We start from the raw sequence: 16,558 nt of genomic DNA, 5'->3' as shown, positions 1-16,558 counted from the left end.
GGCCGGCAGTTATGGGGTCAAACCATGACAAATTTATGACAGCCGGCGCTATTCGGTGAGGTCTTGATCGATATCGACCACCAGATCATCGGAAAGGGACTCCAGCGCACTGATGAGGGCATCCAGTTCGAGCTGGGGGGGCAGGGCCACCAGGGCATGGGCGTAGAAAAGCGGAGCGCCGGAGTGGGGGGCCGGTTCACAACCGGTGGTGAGGTCCGCCACGTTGATATTGAGCTGACGCAAGATGCTGGCGACCTCGTGGACGATGCCGGCCCTGTCGTTGCCGGTCACGCTCAGCATCACCTGGCGGGCGGGTTCCGGGCTGAGCTGACCTTCGGCGAAGCTGACGGTGAGGCCAGGCAGCATCACCAGCGCCTCGCACAGGCTGCGATAGTGCTCATCGGGGACGCTGACGTGCAAGATGCCGGCAAATTGTCCGGCCAGCTCGCTCATGGAACTGGCCAGCCAGTTCCCTTGCTCATGGCTGATGGTATTGGCCAGGCTCTCGACGATACCCGGCTTGTCAGCCCCGATGACGGTGACGACCAATTGCTTTTGCATCCTGCTCTCCTTTGAATGAGTTCCACCAGCATTGTGCCTGCTGTGGCAGGTCATATGAAGCCCCGCCGTGCGTAAAACCCATGAAAAACCCCGATCCCCGAGCTCGCCCTTCTGCGGGCGATGCGCGCCCTCTTGCCCCTGTGGTAAAGTGGCGCTCCTTCTCTCTCATTGTGTGAATTGGACAGTACCCTCATGAATACCCTTGTCGTATCGGGATTGGTGTTATTGGTGCTCCTGCTGCTGGCGATCTTCTGGTCCCGTGGCAAGCAGGGCAAGACGTTGCCCTATGATCTGCAGGAAACTCTGTTCAGCCCGGCGGAGCGCTCCTTCCTTGGGGTGCTGAGCCTTGCTGTGGGTGACAAGGCGCGGGTCTTCGCCAAGGTGCGGGTGGCGGACGTGCTGACGCCCGAGGCGCGCATGGGCAAGAGCAAGTGGCAACAAGCGTTCAACAAGATCAGCGCCAAGCATTTTGACTACCTGCTCTGCCACCCGGGGGATCTCTCCTTCCTCTGCGCGGTCGAGCTCGATGACAGCTCCCATCGCCACCAGAAGCGCAAGGCCCGGGATCAATTCCTGAAAGAGGCCTGCGACAGCGCCGGCCTGCCGCTGCTGCAGATCCCTGCCAGCAGCCACTATCAGGTGGAGGATCTGCGTGAACAGCTGCTGCCGCTGCTTGCCAGGACGACGGCCCCTGCCGAGGATCTGCTGCCCGGTGAGCGGCGCGAGCCGACCTTCAATCCGCTGCAACTGGATGGGGTGGATCTGAGCGAGAGCCATCACGGACACAAATCGGTCAGCCCGCAGCCCGGGATCGCCACTGTGACGCCGGAGAAAGGGATGCCGGAACCCGAGCTGCTGGACAACCTGTTCAGCGACCTGGAGGAGGAGGAAGAGCGTCCCCAGGCGCAGCCCCACTGCCCGCGCTGCGACGCCCTGCTGGTGGAGCGGGAGGCCAAGAAGGGCCCCCATGCCGGCCGCCTGTTCCTCGCCTGCAGCCGCTTCCCGCAATGTCGCTACGCCGCTCCCCGGGAGCAGATGCATCACTGACATCCCAGAGGGTCCCTTGTGGACCCTTCTTTTTTGATAGTCCCCTGTCATCTTCTATTCTTACCCCGCTGGCAAGATGCCCGTACCGTGATCCCGTCCACAGAGAGGCGGGCAAGACGCGACAACTTTTGACAATCCGCCAGAATTTTGGCACCTTGTGCGGCATTGACACTATGGGCGGCGCATGGATACGCCCATATAAAATACTTAAAAAACAATAAGATATTTTAGAGGCTTCGACAGGATGGATATGATGGCGATGGGGGTATTGATTGTCGATGCCGATGAACAGCGGCGTTTGCAACTGGGTACTGTGCTCTCCTTCATGGGGATCCCGTGGCAGGAAGTGGATGAGGGCGATCTCGACATGGCAGTGGAGTCCTCGGGACCCCTGCAAGGGATCCTGACGGGCGAGTTGCTTGAGCGCCCCCTCATCGAGCTGCTCGGGGCCTTCCCCCGCATCCCCTTTCTCTCCCTGCAGCAGGCGGATCACCCCAATAGCAACTTCATCGGTGGCAGCGACGAGCCCTTCACCTATGAATCCCTGACCCGTCACCTGCACTTCTGTCAGGCTTTCCTCTCCCTCCATCCTCGCCAGCAACTGCACGACAAGGGCCAGGCCCTGTTGCGCCTGCTGGTGGGCAAGGGCAGGGGCATTCAGGAGGTGCGTCGCCTCATCGGCCAGGTGGCGGAAACCGACGCCAACGTGCTGATCCTGGGTGAATCCGGCACCGGCAAGGAGGTGGTGGCTCGCGCCATCCACGAACTCTCTGCCCGCAGCAGTGGCCCCTTCGTGCCCATCAACTGCGGCGCCATCCCGGCAGAACTGCTGGAGAGCGAGCTGTTTGGTCATGAGAAGGGGGCCTTCACCGGCGCCATCGCCGCCCGTCGTGGCCGCTTCGAACTGGCCCAGGGCGGCACCCTCTTCCTCGACGAGATCGGCGACATGCCGCTGCCCATGCAGGTCAAGCTGCTGCGGGTGCTGCAGGAGCGCCAGTTTGATCGGGTCGGCGGCGGCAAGCCGGTGCAGGCGGACGTGCGCGTCATCGCCGCCACCCACCGGGATCTGGAGACGATGATCCGCACCCAGGTGTTCCGGGAAGATCTCTATTACCGCCTCAATGTCTTCCCCATCGAGACACCCCCCCTGCGCGAGCGCTCCGACGACATTCCCCTGCTGCTGCAGGAGCTGCTCAATCGCCACGCGGAGCAGCACAAGAGCATCATCCGTCTGACCCAGCGCGCCATGGAGTCCCTGATGCAGTACTCCTGGCCGGGCAATGTGCGCGAGCTTTCGAACCTCATCGAACGCTTGCTCATCCTCTATCCGAACCAGATCGTGGATGTGGCGGACTTGCCCGGCCGCTACCGTCTGCTCCCCTGCGAGCCGAGAGACGAGCGTCTCACCGAGATGGACGAGCGGGATGCCCTGGCCGCCGTGTTCCAGAGCACCCCCGAGCTGGACGCTCCGGCTGCCGTGGCGCTGCCCATGCAGCTGCCTCAGGAGGGGGTCAACCTCAAGGAGATGCTGGCGGATCTCGAGGTGGAGCTGATCCGTCAGGCCCTGGAGTCCCAGGACGGGGTGGTGGCCCGCGCCGCCGACCTGCTCAGCATGCGCCGCACCACCCTGGTGGAGAAGATGAAGAAATACGGCATGAGCAAGGAAGCCTGAGGTCAAGGCTTTGACGCGAGAGTTCAACTTATTGATATTTAATGAGTATTTTACTGGCATGGAAATTGAATAGGCTTACCCCAAACCCAGTTTGAGGTCAGGTTTATGACAATGCTCCAGCAGGACAATCCGCTCCAGTCTCACGAGGTGAGCCAGCTCTACGCCATCTTCCAGGCACTGCCGACCGGCGTGTTGCTGCTGGATGGGGAGGGCTGCATCACCCGCGCCAACCCGGCCGCCCTGGCCCTGCTGGGGGAGCCGCTGGAGGGACAGCCCTGGCGCGAGATCATCGCCCGCAGCTTCCATCCCCGTGAGGACGATGGACACGAGATCTCCCTGCGGGATGGTCGCCGGGTCCAGCTCTCGACCCAGCCGCTGGCGGATCAACCGGGCCAGCTGGTGTTCATCACGGATCTCACCGAGACCCGTCAGTTGCAGGACAGGGTCAACCACATGAAGCGGCTGTCGGCCCTCGGCAACATGGCCGCCACCCTGGCCCACCAGATCCGCACCCCTCTCTCCGCCGCCATGCTCTATGCGGCCAACCTCGCGAACCGCACCCTCAAGCCCGAATCCCGCAGTCAGTTCCAGCAAAAGCTGATGGCGCGGCTGCAGGATCTGGAAAAGCAGATCAACGATATCCTGCTGTTCGCCCGCAACGGCGACAACCAGGTGGTCGCGCCGGTCTCGGTACAGGGGCTGCTGGCCGAAGTGCAGGCGGGGGCCGAGGCTTTCTGCCAGCAGCAGGGCTGCACCCTGCACATGGAGGCGCCGGAACCAGATCTCTGCCTGCTGGCCAATAACAGCGCCCTGGCCGGCGCCATCAACAACCTGATCGCCAACGCCCAGCAGGCGGGGGCGACCTCCCTGCTGGTGAGCGCGGTGCGCAGCGGTGCCCGGGTGGAACTGCGTATCCTCGACAACGGCAAGGGGATGCCCGCCAAGCTGCTTGGCCAGATCTTCGAACCCTTCTTCACCACCCGCTCCCAGGGCACCGGCCTTGGCCTGGCGGTGGTGCAATCCGTGGTGCGGGCTCACCAGGGGGAGGTCAGCGTCGCCTCCGTGCCCGGTGAGGGCACCTGCTTTACCCTCTCATTCCCGCTGCATCAGGCGGTGGTACGCCTTGGAGGTGTGGCATGACCCAGGCCCGCATTCTGGTAGTGGAAGATGACAGCGGCCTGCGCGAGGCCCTGGTGGATACCCTGCTGCTCGGCGGTTACGAGTGCCGTGAGGCCGACAGCGGCGAGCGGGCCCTGCTGGCCCTCTCTCGCCAGAGCTTTGACATGGTGATCTCGGATATCCAGATGGGGGGCATGGATGGCCTGACTCTGCTGGCCAACATTCGCCAGCAATATCCCCAGGTACCCGTGCTGCTGATGACCGCCTACGCCAACATCGACGGCGCGGTGCGCGCCATGCGGGAGGGGGCCATCGACTATCTCGCCAAGCCTTTCTCCCCCGAGGTGCTGCTCAATCAGGTGAGCCGCTACGTGCCGCCCCAGAAGATCGAAAAACGGGCCGTGGTCCATGGGGATCCCAAGACCGCCGAGCTGTTCCAGCTGGCGACCCGAGTGGCGCGCAGCGAGGCCACCGTCATGGTGACGGGCCCAAGCGGTACCGGCAAGGAGGTGCTGGCCCGCTATATCCACGACAACTCCAGCCGTGCCGAGCAGACCTTCATCGCCATCAACTGCGCCGCCATTCCGGAGAACATGCTGGAAGCGACCCTGTTTGGCTACGAGAAGGGGGCCTTCACCGGTGCCGTGCAGGGCTGCCCCGGCAAGTTTGAACAGGCCCAGGGCGGGACTCTGCTGCTCGACGAGATCACCGAGATGGATCTCGGCCTGCAGGCCAAGCTGCTGCGGGTGCTGCAGGAGAAAGAGGTGGAGCGGCTCGGCAGCCGCAAGATGATCCCGCTGGACGTGCGGGTCATCGCCACCAGCAACCGGGATCTCAAGAAGGCGGTGCAGGATGGGCTGTTTCGTGAGGATCTCTACTACCGTCTCAACGTCTTTCCCCTGCGCTGGACCGCGCTCTGGGAGCGGCCCGGCGACATCCTTCCCCTGGCCGAGCACCTGCTGGCACTGCACGCCAGCCAGATGGGGCTGCCCGCCCCACGGCTCAAGGAGAGCGCCAAGTCCCGGCTGCTGGCCCATGGCTGGCCCGGCAACGTGCGCGAGCTCGACAACGTGGTGCAGCGCGCCCTGATCCTGAGCCCGGACGGGGTGATCGGGGAGGCTGAGCTGCTGCTCGAAGAGAGCGACGAGGAGATGAGCGAGGGGCTGGTACGCCCGCTGGAGCGGCCGGCCGCGAGCGAGGGGCTCGGTAGCGAGTTGAAATTGCAGGAGCACCAGATCATTCTCGATACCCTGCAGGAGTGCAACGGCAGCCGCAAGGCGGTGGCCGACAGGCTCGGTATCAGCCCGCGCACCCTGCGCTACAAGCTGGCACAGATGCGGGACGCAGGCATCGAGCTGCCCGCCTGACACCTAGCGGCCTGCGCCGTGGCCTTGGAGGCCCGGCTCGATTATCATGGGGGCCTGATGTTCCGTATCCGGGCTCACGGCGCCATGGCTGGCGCGGGCCCCTGTTAGGAGACCCCCATGATCTCTCATCGAAAACTGGAATCCCTGCTCAACCACCTGCTCGAACCTCACGCCATCAAGGATTACTGCCCCAACGGCCTGCAGGTGGAGGGGCGTGAGCGCATCCGCAAGGTGGTGACCGGCGTCACCGCCAGCCAGGCTCTGCTCGATGCGGCGGTGGCGGCCAACGCCGACGCCATCCTGGTTCATCACGGCTACTTCTGGAGCGGCGAACCGGCTCAGGTCACCGGCATGAAGCAGCGCCGCCTCAAGACATTGCTGACCCACGACATCAACCTGTTCGCCTATCACCTGCCGCTCGATGTGCACCCCGAGGTGGGCAACAACGCCCAGCTCGCCAAGCTGCTCGGCATCAAGGTGCGCCGCGGCCTCGAACCCTGGAACAGCAAGAGCGTGGCCATGGTGGGCAAGCTGGAGGAGCCCATGAGCGGCTCTGATTTTGCAGCGCTCATCGCCGAGCGGCTCGGCCGTGAGCCGCTCCATTGCGGCGACAGCGGCCCCGAGCTTATCCGTTCGGTGGCCTGGTGCACCGGCGGCGGCCAGAGCTACATCAGCCAGGCGGCGGAGCAGGGCATCGACGCCTTCATCTCGGGGGAGGCCTCGGAGCAGACCATCCACACCGCCCGCGAGATGGGCATGCACTTCTATGCCGCCGGGCATCACGCCACCGAACGCTACGGCGTCAAGGCGCTGGGGGAGTGGCTCGCCACCGTGCATGGGCTGGATGTGACCTTTATCGACATCGATAATCCGGTCTAGGCGCGGCAGCGTATCGCACTGTCTGATGCCATTGTGGTAGATGACTGCGCTGAGTTATTGGTTTTTGATTTGCTAAAATGCTGAGAATTGCGTGTTTTAAACAATAAAAAGGAGGCCATCGGCCTCCTTTTTTCATCTGTCGGAACGGGGTCGGCTTATTCGCTGGCATAACCCGCCGGGCCGAGCGCCGCAGCATCCAGGAAGGCGGTTCCCTCCTGCATCTGCAGGCGGCCTTCACAGAACCACTGCACCACCAGGGGATAGATGCTGTGCTCCTGGGCCTGCACCCGAGCTGCCACCTCATCGGCCTCATCCCCTTCGAAGATGGGAACACGGGCCTGCAGGATGACGGGGCCGCCGTCCAGCTCCTCGGTGACGAAGTGGACGCTGGCACCGTGTTCCTCGTCACCGGCATCGATGGCGCGCTGATGGGTGTGCAGCCCCTGATACTTCGGCAGCAGGGAGGGGTGGATGTTGATCATCTTCCCGGCGAAGTGGCGCACCAGCTCGCCGCTCAGGATCCGCATAAAGCCCGCCAATACCACCAGATCCGGCTGATAACCCGCCATCAGCCCCTGCAGGGCGAGATCGTAATCCTCCCGGCAGGCAAACTGCTGCTGGGCCAGCACGCTGGTGGCCACCCCGGCCTGCTCGGCGCGCACCAGCCCATAGGCATCGGCCTTGTTGCTGATGACACCGACCACCTGGCCCGCAATCTTGCCGCTGGCGCAATGGTCCAGGATGGTCTGCAGGTTGCTGCCGCTGCCGGAGATCAGCACCAGGATGCGTTTCATCGGGGAGGCCATTTGGCCGTGGCTCTGGTCACTCATTGAATGATGACCTGCTCCTCACCCTCGGCCGCCTTGGCAATATGGCCGATGTGCCAGGCATTCTCACCCTCGGCCTTGAGCAGGGTCAGGGCTTTCTCCAGCTGATCCGCCGGCAGGGCGATGATCATGCCGACGCCGCAGTTGAAGGTGCGATACATCTCGTGGCGGGTGACGTTGCCAGCCTGCTGCAGCCAGCTGAACACCGCCGGCCACTGCCAGCTCTGCTCGTCGATCACCGCCTGGGTGCCAGCGGGCAATACGCGGGGGATGTTCTCCCAGAAACCACCGCCGGTGATGTGGGAGAGGGCGTGAATTTCGCACTCCTTGATGAGCTTGAGCACGGGTTTCACGTAGATACGGGTCGGCTCCAGCAGGGCGTTGGCCAGGGTGGTATCAGCCAGCGGCTGATGCACGTCGGCCTTGGAGACTTCCAGGATCTTGCGGATGAGGGAGAAGCCGTTGGAGTGGGGACCGCTTGCGGCCAGGGCGATCAGGGCATCCCCATCACCGACCTTGCTGCCGTCGATGATCTCGCTTTTTTCCACCACGCCGACGCAGAAACCGGCGATGTCGTAGTCTTCCCCTTCGTACATGCCCGGCATCTCGGCGGTCTCACCGCCCACCAGGGCACAGCCTGACTGCTCGCAACCGGTGCCAATGCCGGTCACCACGGCGGCGGCGGTGTCCACGTCCAGCTTGCCGGTGGCGTAGTAGTCGAGGAAGAAGAGGGGTTCGGCGCCTTGCACGATCAGGTCATTGACGCACATGGCCACCAGATCGATGCCCACGGTGTCGTGCTTCTTCAGATCGATGGCGAGACGCAGCTTGGTGCCCACCCCGTCGGTGCCCGAGACCAGCACCGGCTCCTTGTAGCCAGCAGGGATCTGACACAGGGCTCCAAAGCCGCCAAGACCACCAAGGACTTCAGGACGACGAGTGCGCTTTGACACGCCCTTGATACGTTCAACCAGTGCATTGCCGGCATCGATATCTACGCCAGCATCCTTGTAGCTCAGTGAGGTTTTGTCAGTCACGCGTATTCCCCGTCATATAAACAAGTGGAGGGTAAAATTCGGGGCGTATTCTACCAGCGGCGGGGTAAAAGCAGAAAGGAAATCGTTTGCGCGTTTTTGCGTGGAAAAGCTCTACAAGCGGCGGCTTTTGTTGTATGATTCCGCGATTTTTTTGCGGCAGTTAGAGGAGATAATAATGAAAGTCGTTGAAGTCAAACACCCCCTGGTCAAGCACAAGATCGGTCTGATGCGTGAAGGCGATATCAGCACCAAGCGTTTCCGTGAACTGGCCAAAGAAGTGGGCAGTTTGTTGACCTACGAAGCGACCTCTGACTTCGAAACGGAGAAGGTTACCATCGATGGCTGGAACGGGCCAGTAGAAGTTGACCAGATCAAGGGCAAGAAGGTCACCGTAGTGCCCATCCTGCGCGCCGGTCTTGGCATGATGGACGGTGTGCTCGAGCACATGCCGAGTGCCCGTGTCAGCGTGGTCGGTATCTACCGCGACGAAGAGACTCTGCAGCCGGTCCCCTATTTCGAGAAGATCGTCAGCAACATCGAGGAGCGTCTGGCCCTGGTCATCGACCCCATGCTGGCCACCGGCGGCTCCATGATCGCCACCATCGATCTCCTCAAGAAGAAGGGCTGCCAGTCCATCAAGGTGCTGGTGCTGGTTGCCGCCCCGGAAGGCATCAAGGCGCTGGAAGCCGCCCACCCGGACGTGGAGCTTTACTGCGCCTCTATCGATCAGGGGCTGAACGAGAAGGGCTATATCGTGCCCGGTCTCGGCGATGCCGGTGACAAGATCTTCGGTACCAAGTAAGTCCTGATTGTCTCTCCGTGGAGCCGGCCTCGTGCCGGCTATACGCTTTTTGGTGTTGTACTGGCCGCTTGCCTTGCTGATAAAGCGGCCTTGCCGCTACCATAAGCACCATCTCCCATTTCGAGAATCTTCTTTATGCTGAAACGCTTAGCAACATTTCTCTGCTGTTGTCTGCCCTTGGTGGTGTCGGCCGCCCAGGTGAGCGATCTCTATCAGGGCAAGGCGCCGACCAGTGGTGATACGGCTGCCGCCCAGTCCCAGGCATTGGGGGAGGTGCTCATCAAGGTGAGTGGCAAGCGCGACATCCTGGCCCAGCCCGAGGTGGCCAAGGCGCTGGCGGCCCCCGCCGACTATGTGCAGCAATATGGCTATCAGGATGTGGGGCCGGTCAAGTTTCTCAAGGCCGACTTCAACGTCGCCAAGGTCAACGCCCTGATCGGCCAAAGCAAGTTTGCCCTGCTCGGGCCTGCACGCCCGCAGATGGCCATCTGGCTGGTGGTGGATCAGGGGGAGCGCCGCATCCTGGCGGATCAGTCCAGCGATGGCTGGGCGGCGGCATTGCGGGCCCAGACCCAGGCCATGGGACTGCCGGTGAGCATTCCTCTGATGGATTTGGATGACAACATGGCGGTCAACGCCACCGATGTGTGGGGACGCTTTGCCGATCCCATCCTGGCCGCCAGCCAGCGCTACGGCGCCGAGATGGTGGTGCTCGGCAAGCTGTCGCCTGATGACAAGGAAGAGGGCAAGTGGAGCATCGACTGGGGGCTCTACGGCACCAAGCCGGGCGCCCAGGGCGGTGAGCTGACCGAACTGACCAAGGGGTCGGGTTCCGGTACCCAGGCCGAGGTGGCACAAGGCTTCGCCGATGCCCTGGCCGGCTGGCTGGTACAGAGCTATGGCACGCGCATCTCGGGCGTGGTCTCCAGCCAGACGCTGGTGGTGGAAGGCTTGTCCGGCATCGATGGCATGATCCAGATGCAGAAGATGCTGCAAGGCATGGCCACGGTCACCAAGGTGGCGATCGGCAAGCTGGAAGGGGACAAGGTCACCTTCAACCTCACACTGCAAGGGGACAAGGCCGAGCTGGTGCGCGGGTTGCAACTGGAGAGCCGGCTGCATCAGGTGGAAGACAATGAGCAGGGCCTGCGCTATCAGTGGTCCCAGCCCTGATCCTGTTTGAGGATCTGGCTCCCCGCCATGGAGGGCAAGATGCGCCACTCATGGTCGCATCCTGGATCCTTGTTGAGGATCCACACCGCCCGGCCTGGCCCGGGCGGTTCTCTATCCGCCACTGCAATGATACACTTGGGCACAAATATCACAGTCAAAGCCCAACGAGTGAAGCAACCGGCCCAACTGTCTTTAGCCGTACAATTACCGGATGATGAAACCTTCGTCAGTTTTTATCCCGGCAATAACGCCCATCTGATCACTGCCCTCAAGAATGCGGCCATTGGTCAGGGCTCACCTTTCCTCTATTTTTGGGGAGCCAAGGGCTCCGGACGCTCCCACCTGCTTCATGCCACCTGCGCCGAAGTCAACGCCAGGGATGCCGCCGCCGCCTACCTCTCCCTCGATCAGTTCGAACAGCTGGATCCCAGCATGCTCGACGCCCTCGAGAGTCTGCCCCTGGTCTGTCTCGACAGCCTGGAGGCCATCGCCGGCAATGCGCTCTGGGAGCGCGCCCTGTTCGATTTCTACAACCGCTGGAAAGAGAAGGGAGAGGGAACCCTGGTGGTGACGGGCTGCAGTGCGCCGCGTAAATTGGGGCTGCAACTGCCGGATCTCGCCTCCCGCCTCGACTGGGGGGTGAGTTTCCATCTGGACGAACTCGATGACGAAGGCAAGCTCAGTGCCCTGCAGCTGCGCGCCGAACTGCGGGGCTTCAAGCTCCCCATCGACGTGGGTCGCTTCCTGCTCAACCGGCTGTCGCGCGACATGCGCACCCTGCTCACGACCTTGAATCAGCTCGACAACGCCTCCTTTCGTGCCAAGCGCAAGCTGACCATACCCTTTGTCAAAGAGATCCTCGAGCTCTGATCCCGCGCTGATATGGCCTGGGGCCGACTCACGGTGGGTGAGAAACAACACAAAAAGAAACCCCGGCTCCAGGCCGGGGTTTTTTATTGCTATCCGTAAGTTATCAGTGGAACTGATCTTCTTCGGTGGAGCCGGTCAGGGCGGTCACCGAGGACTGGCCGCCCTGGATGACGGTGGTCACCTTGTCGAAGTAACCGGTTCCCACCTCCTGCTGGTGCGCCACGAAGGTGTAGCCCCGCTCGGCGGCGGCGAACTCGGGCTGCTGCACCATCTCGACGTAGTGCTTCATCCCTTCACCACGGGCGTACTGGTAGGCCAGCTCGTACATGTGGAACCACATGTTGTGGATACCCGCCAGGGTGATGAACTGGTACTTGTAGCCCATGTCGGACAGCTCCTGCTGGAAGCGGGCGATGGTGGCATCGTCCAGGTTCTTCTTCCAGTTGAAGCTCGGGGAGCAGTTGTAGGCCAGGATCTTGTCCGGGTACTGGGCCTTGATGGCCTCGGCAAACTTGCGCGCCTCCTCCAGATCCGGCTTGGCGGTTTCACACCACACCATGTCGGCGTAGGGGGCGTAGGCCAGCCCGCGGGAGATGGCCTGCTCGATGCCGGCCTGCACCTTGTAGAAGCCTTCAGCGGTGCGCTCACCGGTCAGGAAGCCTGCATCGTACGGATCTGCATCCGTGGTCAGCAGATCCGCCGCGTTGGCGTCGGTGCGGGCGATCACCAGGGTGGTGGTGCCACAGACGTCGGCCGCCAGACGAGCCGCGATGAGCTTTTGCACCGCTTCCTGGCTCGGTACCAGCACCTTGCCGCCCATGTGGCCGCACTTCTTGACGGAGGCCAGCTGATCCTCGAAGTGCACGCCAGCGGCGCCCGCTTCGATCATCCCCTTCATCAGTTCAAACGCGTTCAGCACGCCGCCGAAACCGGCTTCGGCATCCGCTACGATGGGCAGGAAGTAGTCGATGAAGCCCTTGTCCTGTGGACCTACCTTGTTGGCCCACTGGATCTGGTCGGCGCGAGCGAAGGAGTTGTTGATGCGCTCCACCACGGACGGCACCGAGTTGGCCGGATAGAGGGACTGATCCGGATACATGGTGGAGGAGAGGTTGTTATCCGCCGCCACCTGCCAGCCGGAGAGGTAAATCGCCTCGATGCCCGCCTTGGCCTGTTGCACCGCCTGGCCGCCGGTCAGGGCGCCGAGGCAGTTGACGTAGCCCTTCTTGGCGCCGCCGTGGATCAGTTCCCACAGCTTGTCGGCACCGCGCTGGGCCAGGGTATGCACCGGCTGCAAGCTGCCGCGCAGGTTCACCACGTCTTCGGCGCTGTAGCCGCGTTTGATCCCTTTCCAGCGGGGGTTCTCTGCCCAGTCTTTCTCGATAGCCTGGATCTGTTGCTCACGGGTCAGTGCCATATCAGTTCCCTCTTTCATTGATTTCACGTGTCCATTGACTTGTTATTGGTAGGCCCCGCGAGGGGCTCAGCTTCAGAGCCGCTCGTAACCGGGCAGCGTCAGAAAATCGATCAGGGTATCGGCGCAGGTGATCTGCTCCATCAGCTCGCTCGCCTCGGCAAAGCGGCCGGCCTGCCAGCGGGCTTCGCCCACTTCGCCTTTGACCACCACCAGCTCCTCGGCCAGCATCTGGCGGAACAGATCCTTGGTCACCACCTGGCCGTTTGACAGACTCTTGCCGTGGCGGATCCATTGCCAGATGGAGGTGCGGGAGATCTCGGCGGTGGCCGCATCTTCCATCAGGCCGTAGATGGGCACACAGCCGTTGCCGTTGATCCAGGCTTCCAGATATTGCAGGGCGACCCGGATGTTGGTGCGCATGCCCGCCTCGGTACGCTCGCCCTCACAGGGAGCCAGCAGCTCGGCGGCGGTGATGGGGGCATCCTGCTCGCGCAGCACGGTCAACTGGTTGGGCGATCCGGCCGGGATGGCGGCGTTGAACACGGCCATGGCGGTATCGGCGAGGCCGGGGTGAGCCACCCAGGTGCCGTCGTGGCCGTTGCTGGCCTCGCGCTCCTTGTCCGCCTTCACCTTGGCAAACACCTCGGCGTTCACCGCCGGATCCTTGGCCGGAATGAAGGCCGCCATGCCGCCCATGGCCAGGGCACCTCGCTTGTGGCAGGTCTTGATCAGCAGGCGGGAGTAAGCCGACAGGAAGGGCTTGTCCATGGTGACCACCTGGCGATCGGGCAGGACGCGGTCGGGGTGGTTCTTGAGCGTCTTGATGTAGCTGAAGATGTAGTCCCAGCGGCCGCAGTTGAGTGCGACGATGTGATCCTTCATCTGATAGAGCAGCTCATCCATCTCGAACACCGCCGGCAGGGTTTCGATGAGCACGGTGGCCTTGATGGTGCCGCGGGGCAGGCCGAATCTGTCTTCGGTCCAGGCGAACACCTCACTCCACCAACGACCTTCCAGGTGGCTCTGGAGTTTCGGCAGGTAGAAGTAGGGGCCCGAGCCCTTGGCCAGCAGCGCCTTGTGGTTGTGCAGGAAGTAGAGGGCGAAGTCGAACAGGCCGCCGGGGATGGGCGCACCGTCGAAGGTGACGTGTTTCTCCGGCAGGTGCAGGCCGCGCACCCGGCAGATGAGCAGGGCGGGATCTGCCTTGAGGGCATAGGATTTCCCTTCCGGACTCTGGTAGGCGATGGTGCCATTGACCGCGTCGCGCAGGTTGATCTGACCCTCGATCACCTTATTCCAGGCCGGCGCCAATGAGTCCTCGAAATCCGCCATGAACACCTTCACGTTGGCGTTGAGGGCGTTGATCACCATCTTGCGCTCCACCGGACCGGTGATTTCCACCCGGCGATCCTGCAGATCGGCGGGGATGCCGCGCACTGTCCAGTCTCCCTCGCGGATATGGGCCGTCTCTGGCAGGAAATCGGGTAATTCACCGCCGTCGATGCGCGCCTGGCGGGCCACGCGCTGCTTGAGCAGTTCATTGCGCTGGGGGGCGAAGCGCTCCACCAGTTCGGATACCAGGGCCACCGCATCCGGCGTCAGGATTTGCGCGTACTCGGGAAGCATTTCGCCTTGCATACGCAGACGGGTGCTGCTGATGGTCTGGGCCGGTGCCGACATAGGGTTCACTCCTTTGAAAGTTACATTTTGAACTTATTAACTACGACTAACGTCGATCCCTGTTTTTCTTAAAGGCCCTGTAACAGCGGGGCAACATGACTCATAAGGTGCAAAAGATTACCCGTGCCGTCAACCGTATTTTTAAAACACCTGTTTTTTACAGATGGTTAAGATGATGTTTTAAAAGGATTTATGTGGTTAGTGCAAAAGCTCTTTGCAGATGGTTATGCTCTCGCATCCCAGCCTCGCCAGGGGGAGGGGAAGGAGAGGTCAGGAGGTGTCAAAAATGTAATTAATTACGTAATAAAATTACCAATGCAAAAACAAATCCCGACCTAACTCCAGACTTTTAAAAAACATCCGTATGAAATATCTGTGGTGAATCCAGTTGGCATCCAGCTCAGAAGAGAGCTCGGTGATGAACTGCTGTTTAAAACCAAATGTCTGAAATGCGGTGGTGTGACGCAGGCAGGGAAAGTCTCTGAAAATGACGGGCAATAACGTAGGTTTGTATCAAAGCGCCGATGACCGGGGGGAGGGAGGATAAGGCAATAAGGCAGCTGATTATGCTGTAATTAAATGATTTGTTAGCGTTTTGTCGTTATTTTGACCAGGCGGGAATGGCGCGGTTAAAGAGGGGGTGGCGTATGGGGAAAAGAGGCCCCACAGGGAGGGGGCGCTGACCATGCCGGAGGGCTGGCCGCCGTTCAATAGTCATCATCCGGGGCGGCGAGATCGATCACGTCGAGGTGCACCATATGGCCGTGCTCTGTGCTGCCCGATTCGCTGGCCGGGGTCGGGAGCAGGGGTTGGTCGGGTTGGGTATCAACTGCTTGCGTCATGGGTGCTTGCCTCAATGGATTGCAAGCCGGTCGGTGACTCCCTCACCCGAATATCCACCTCCCTGTTTATATGGCCGGCGGAAAAGTGGCGTATCCTAGCGAGACTTTTAGAAAGCTTCAAGCGGTTCTGTATAAAAAACATTCCGGCACTGTGTTTTCGAACGATGGCAGCATGAATGCGCGGTGAAAGCCGCCATGGAGGAAGAAGATAGTACGGCATGGGGCAAGGTGGCGGGCTGCGATGGCGGGGTGAAAGCTGTCAGCGATGCTTTGCGACAAGACCAGAGGGAAATATGCAGACAAAAAAATAGCCCAGTCGAGGGACTGGGCTATTTTCGGGGAATTTGGTCGGTGTGAGAGGATTCGAACCTCCGACCCTCTACACCCCATGCAGATGCGCTACCTGGCTGCGCTACACACCGACGGAGTCAGCTCGGCTGACGGGAAAGGAGTCTAATGAACTGGCTCTGCGGACGCAACTCCTTTTTTATCAGTCAGATGCCGACTGCTTCTTTATTGTCCAGGCATGATGAAACTTGGGCCGCAGCGGGAGATTTGGCATAATCGCCGCCCACTCGGCCTCTGGGCTGAACGCCGCTGGTCGCGGCAACGAAAACCCTCTTCCCGAGGCCAGAACCACCAAGATCGACGAATGAGAGGAACGGGAGTGACGCCATCTGAGCAGGCTGACGAGATTCGCCAGACAGAACAAGACGAGCGCTGGATGCACCATGCCATGGCCTTGGCCAGCAAGGCGGAAGGTATCGGAGAAATCCCGGTGGGCGCCGTGCTGGTGCTGGGCGATGAGGTTGTGGGAGAGGGGTGGAATCGCTCCATCAGCGAGCACGACGCCTGCGCCCATGCGGAGATCATGGCGATCCGCGCCGCCGGGACGCGGCTGCAGAATTACCGGTTGCTCGACACCACCCTCTACGTGACCCTGGAGCCTTGCTGCATGTGCGCTGGCGCCCTCATTCACAGCCGGGTCAAGCGGGTGGTCTATGGGGCGCGGGATCTGAAGACGGGGGCGGCGGGTTCGGTGTTCGAGATCCTGCAGGACCCTCGTCACAATCACAGCGTCGAGCTGCAGGGGGGGGTGCTGGCAGAGGCCTGCTCGGCCCAGCTGTCGGCCTTCTTCAAGCGGCGCCGCGCCGAGAAGAAGGCGGCGAAGCAGGCCGCCAAGCCGACGGACCCCCCCTGCGCCTGATCTGGGCGGGGCACCCTGCTCCGCCTCGTTTCCCTGGGGCTTTCCTATATCTGATGGA

At 61.8% G+C, this 16,558-nt stretch carries 15 protein-coding genes and 1 tRNA gene; 9 read left to right on the top strand and 7 right to left on the bottom strand.

Translation table 11 applies throughout. The features are described 5' to 3' along the window. Nucleotides 1–48: 48 nt before the first annotated feature. A complete protein-coding gene (locus tag ACW5W7_RS00180; protein ID WP_349918476.1) occupies nt 49–561 on the bottom strand; it encodes a glycine cleavage system protein R in 513 nt (170 codons plus the stop codon). Between the two features lie 192 nt (nt 562–753). Here ACW5W7_RS00180 and ACW5W7_RS00175 point away from each other — a divergent pair, with 192 nt between their 5' ends. The 5 genes from ACW5W7_RS00175 (at nt 754) to ACW5W7_RS00155 (ending at nt 6,645) form a co-directional block, all read left to right on the top strand. Next, nucleotides 754–1,608, top strand: coding sequence for a DUF2726 domain-containing protein (locus ACW5W7_RS00175; RefSeq protein WP_349918475.1), 855 nt, complete (start codon nt 754–756; stop codon nt 1,606–1,608). Between the two features lie 250 nt (nt 1,609–1,858). Next, nucleotides 1,859–3,280, top strand: a complete 1,422-nt coding sequence (locus ACW5W7_RS00170; RefSeq protein ID WP_456500638.1) for a sigma-54 dependent transcriptional regulator — start codon at nt 1,859–1,861, stop codon at nt 3,278–3,280. A gap of 105 nt (nt 3,281–3,385) precedes the next feature. Next, complete coding sequence (locus tag ACW5W7_RS00165) at nt 3,386–4,420, top strand: sensor histidine kinase (protein WP_349918474.1); 1,035 nt, start codon at nt 3,386–3,388, stop codon at nt 4,418–4,420. Beyond that, nucleotides 4,417–5,766 (top strand): sigma-54-dependent transcriptional regulator, encoded by a 1,350-nt coding sequence (locus ACW5W7_RS00160; RefSeq protein ID WP_349918473.1) that lies wholly within the window; start codon nt 4,417–4,419, stop codon nt 5,764–5,766. Before ACW5W7_RS00165 ends, ACW5W7_RS00160 begins: the two co-directional genes overlap by 4 nt. Nucleotides 5,767–5,883: 117 nt before the next feature. After that, nucleotides 5,884–6,645 carry a Nif3-like dinuclear metal center hexameric protein gene (locus ACW5W7_RS00155; RefSeq protein WP_456500355.1) on the top strand — a complete coding sequence of 254 codons (762 nt, stop codon included), beginning with the start codon at nt 5,884–5,886 and terminating at the stop codon, nt 6,643–6,645. Nucleotides 6,646–6,800: 155 nt separating this feature from the next. Here ACW5W7_RS00155 and purN read toward each other — a convergent pair whose 3' ends face one another. Together purN and purM are read right to left on the bottom strand one after the other, a co-directional pair. Beyond that, nucleotides 6,801–7,439 carry a phosphoribosylglycinamide formyltransferase gene (gene purN, locus ACW5W7_RS00150; protein WP_456500354.1) on the bottom strand — a complete coding sequence of 213 codons (639 nt, stop codon included), beginning with the start codon at nt 7,437–7,439 and terminating at the stop codon, nt 6,801–6,803. 32 nt (nt 7,440–7,471) lie between these two features. Beyond that, the gene (gene purM / locus ACW5W7_RS00145; RefSeq protein WP_349918470.1) at nt 7,472–8,509 is read right to left on the bottom strand and encodes a phosphoribosylformylglycinamidine cyclo-ligase; all 1,038 of its coding nucleotides are present in this window, start codon (nt 8,507–8,509) and stop codon (nt 7,472–7,474) included. 175 nt (nt 8,510–8,684) lie between these two features. Here purM and upp point away from each other — a divergent pair, with 175 nt between their 5' ends. The 3 genes from upp to hda all read left to right on the top strand — a co-directional run bounded on the left by upp (nt 8,685) and on the right by hda (nt 11,354). Then, a complete protein-coding gene (gene upp, locus ACW5W7_RS00140) occupies nt 8,685–9,311 on the top strand; it encodes a uracil phosphoribosyltransferase (protein WP_434663023.1) in 627 nt (208 codons plus the stop codon). Between the two features lie 135 nt (nt 9,312–9,446). Next, complete coding sequence (locus tag ACW5W7_RS00135; RefSeq protein WP_456500353.1) at nt 9,447–10,484, top strand: DUF2066 domain-containing protein; 1,038 nt, start codon at nt 9,447–9,449, stop codon at nt 10,482–10,484. Nucleotides 10,485–10,652: 168 nt separating this feature from the next. Further along, the gene (hda, locus tag ACW5W7_RS00130; RefSeq protein WP_010633474.1) at nt 10,653–11,354 is read left to right on the top strand and encodes a DnaA inactivator Hda; all 702 of its coding nucleotides are present in this window, start codon (nt 10,653–10,655) and stop codon (nt 11,352–11,354) included. 103 nt (nt 11,355–11,457) lie between these two features. Here hda and aceA read toward each other — a convergent pair whose 3' ends face one another. The 4 genes from aceA to ACW5W7_RS00110 form a co-directional block, all read right to left on the bottom strand. Beyond that, nucleotides 11,458–12,771 (bottom strand): isocitrate lyase, encoded by a 1,314-nt coding sequence (gene aceA / locus ACW5W7_RS00125; protein ID WP_456500352.1) that lies wholly within the window; start codon nt 12,769–12,771, stop codon nt 11,458–11,460. Nucleotides 12,772–12,843: 72 nt separating this feature from the next. Further along, nucleotides 12,844–14,451, bottom strand: coding sequence for a malate synthase A (gene aceB / locus ACW5W7_RS00120; RefSeq protein ID WP_456500351.1), 1,608 nt, complete (start codon nt 14,449–14,451; stop codon nt 12,844–12,846). Between the two features lie 707 nt (nt 14,452–15,158). Beyond that, on the bottom strand, nt 15,159–15,293 hold the full coding sequence (locus ACW5W7_RS00115) for a hypothetical protein (protein ID WP_349918465.1): 135 nt from the start codon (nt 15,291–15,293) through the stop codon (nt 15,159–15,161). A gap of 345 nt (nt 15,294–15,638) precedes the next feature. Next, nucleotides 15,639–15,715, bottom strand: a tRNA-Pro gene (locus ACW5W7_RS00110). 230 nt (nt 15,716–15,945) lie between these two features. On the opposite strand from ACW5W7_RS00110, the gene tadA reads away from it, so the two are divergent. Next, the gene (gene tadA / locus ACW5W7_RS00105) at nt 15,946–16,500 is read left to right on the top strand and encodes a tRNA adenosine(34) deaminase TadA (RefSeq protein ID WP_456500350.1); all 555 of its coding nucleotides are present in this window, start codon (nt 15,946–15,948) and stop codon (nt 16,498–16,500) included. Nucleotides 16,501–16,558: the final 58 nt, after the last annotated feature.

It is taken from the genome of Aeromonas intestinalis, assembly GCF_054052485.1.
This window is presented reverse-complemented; position numbering and strand designations above follow the sequence as displayed.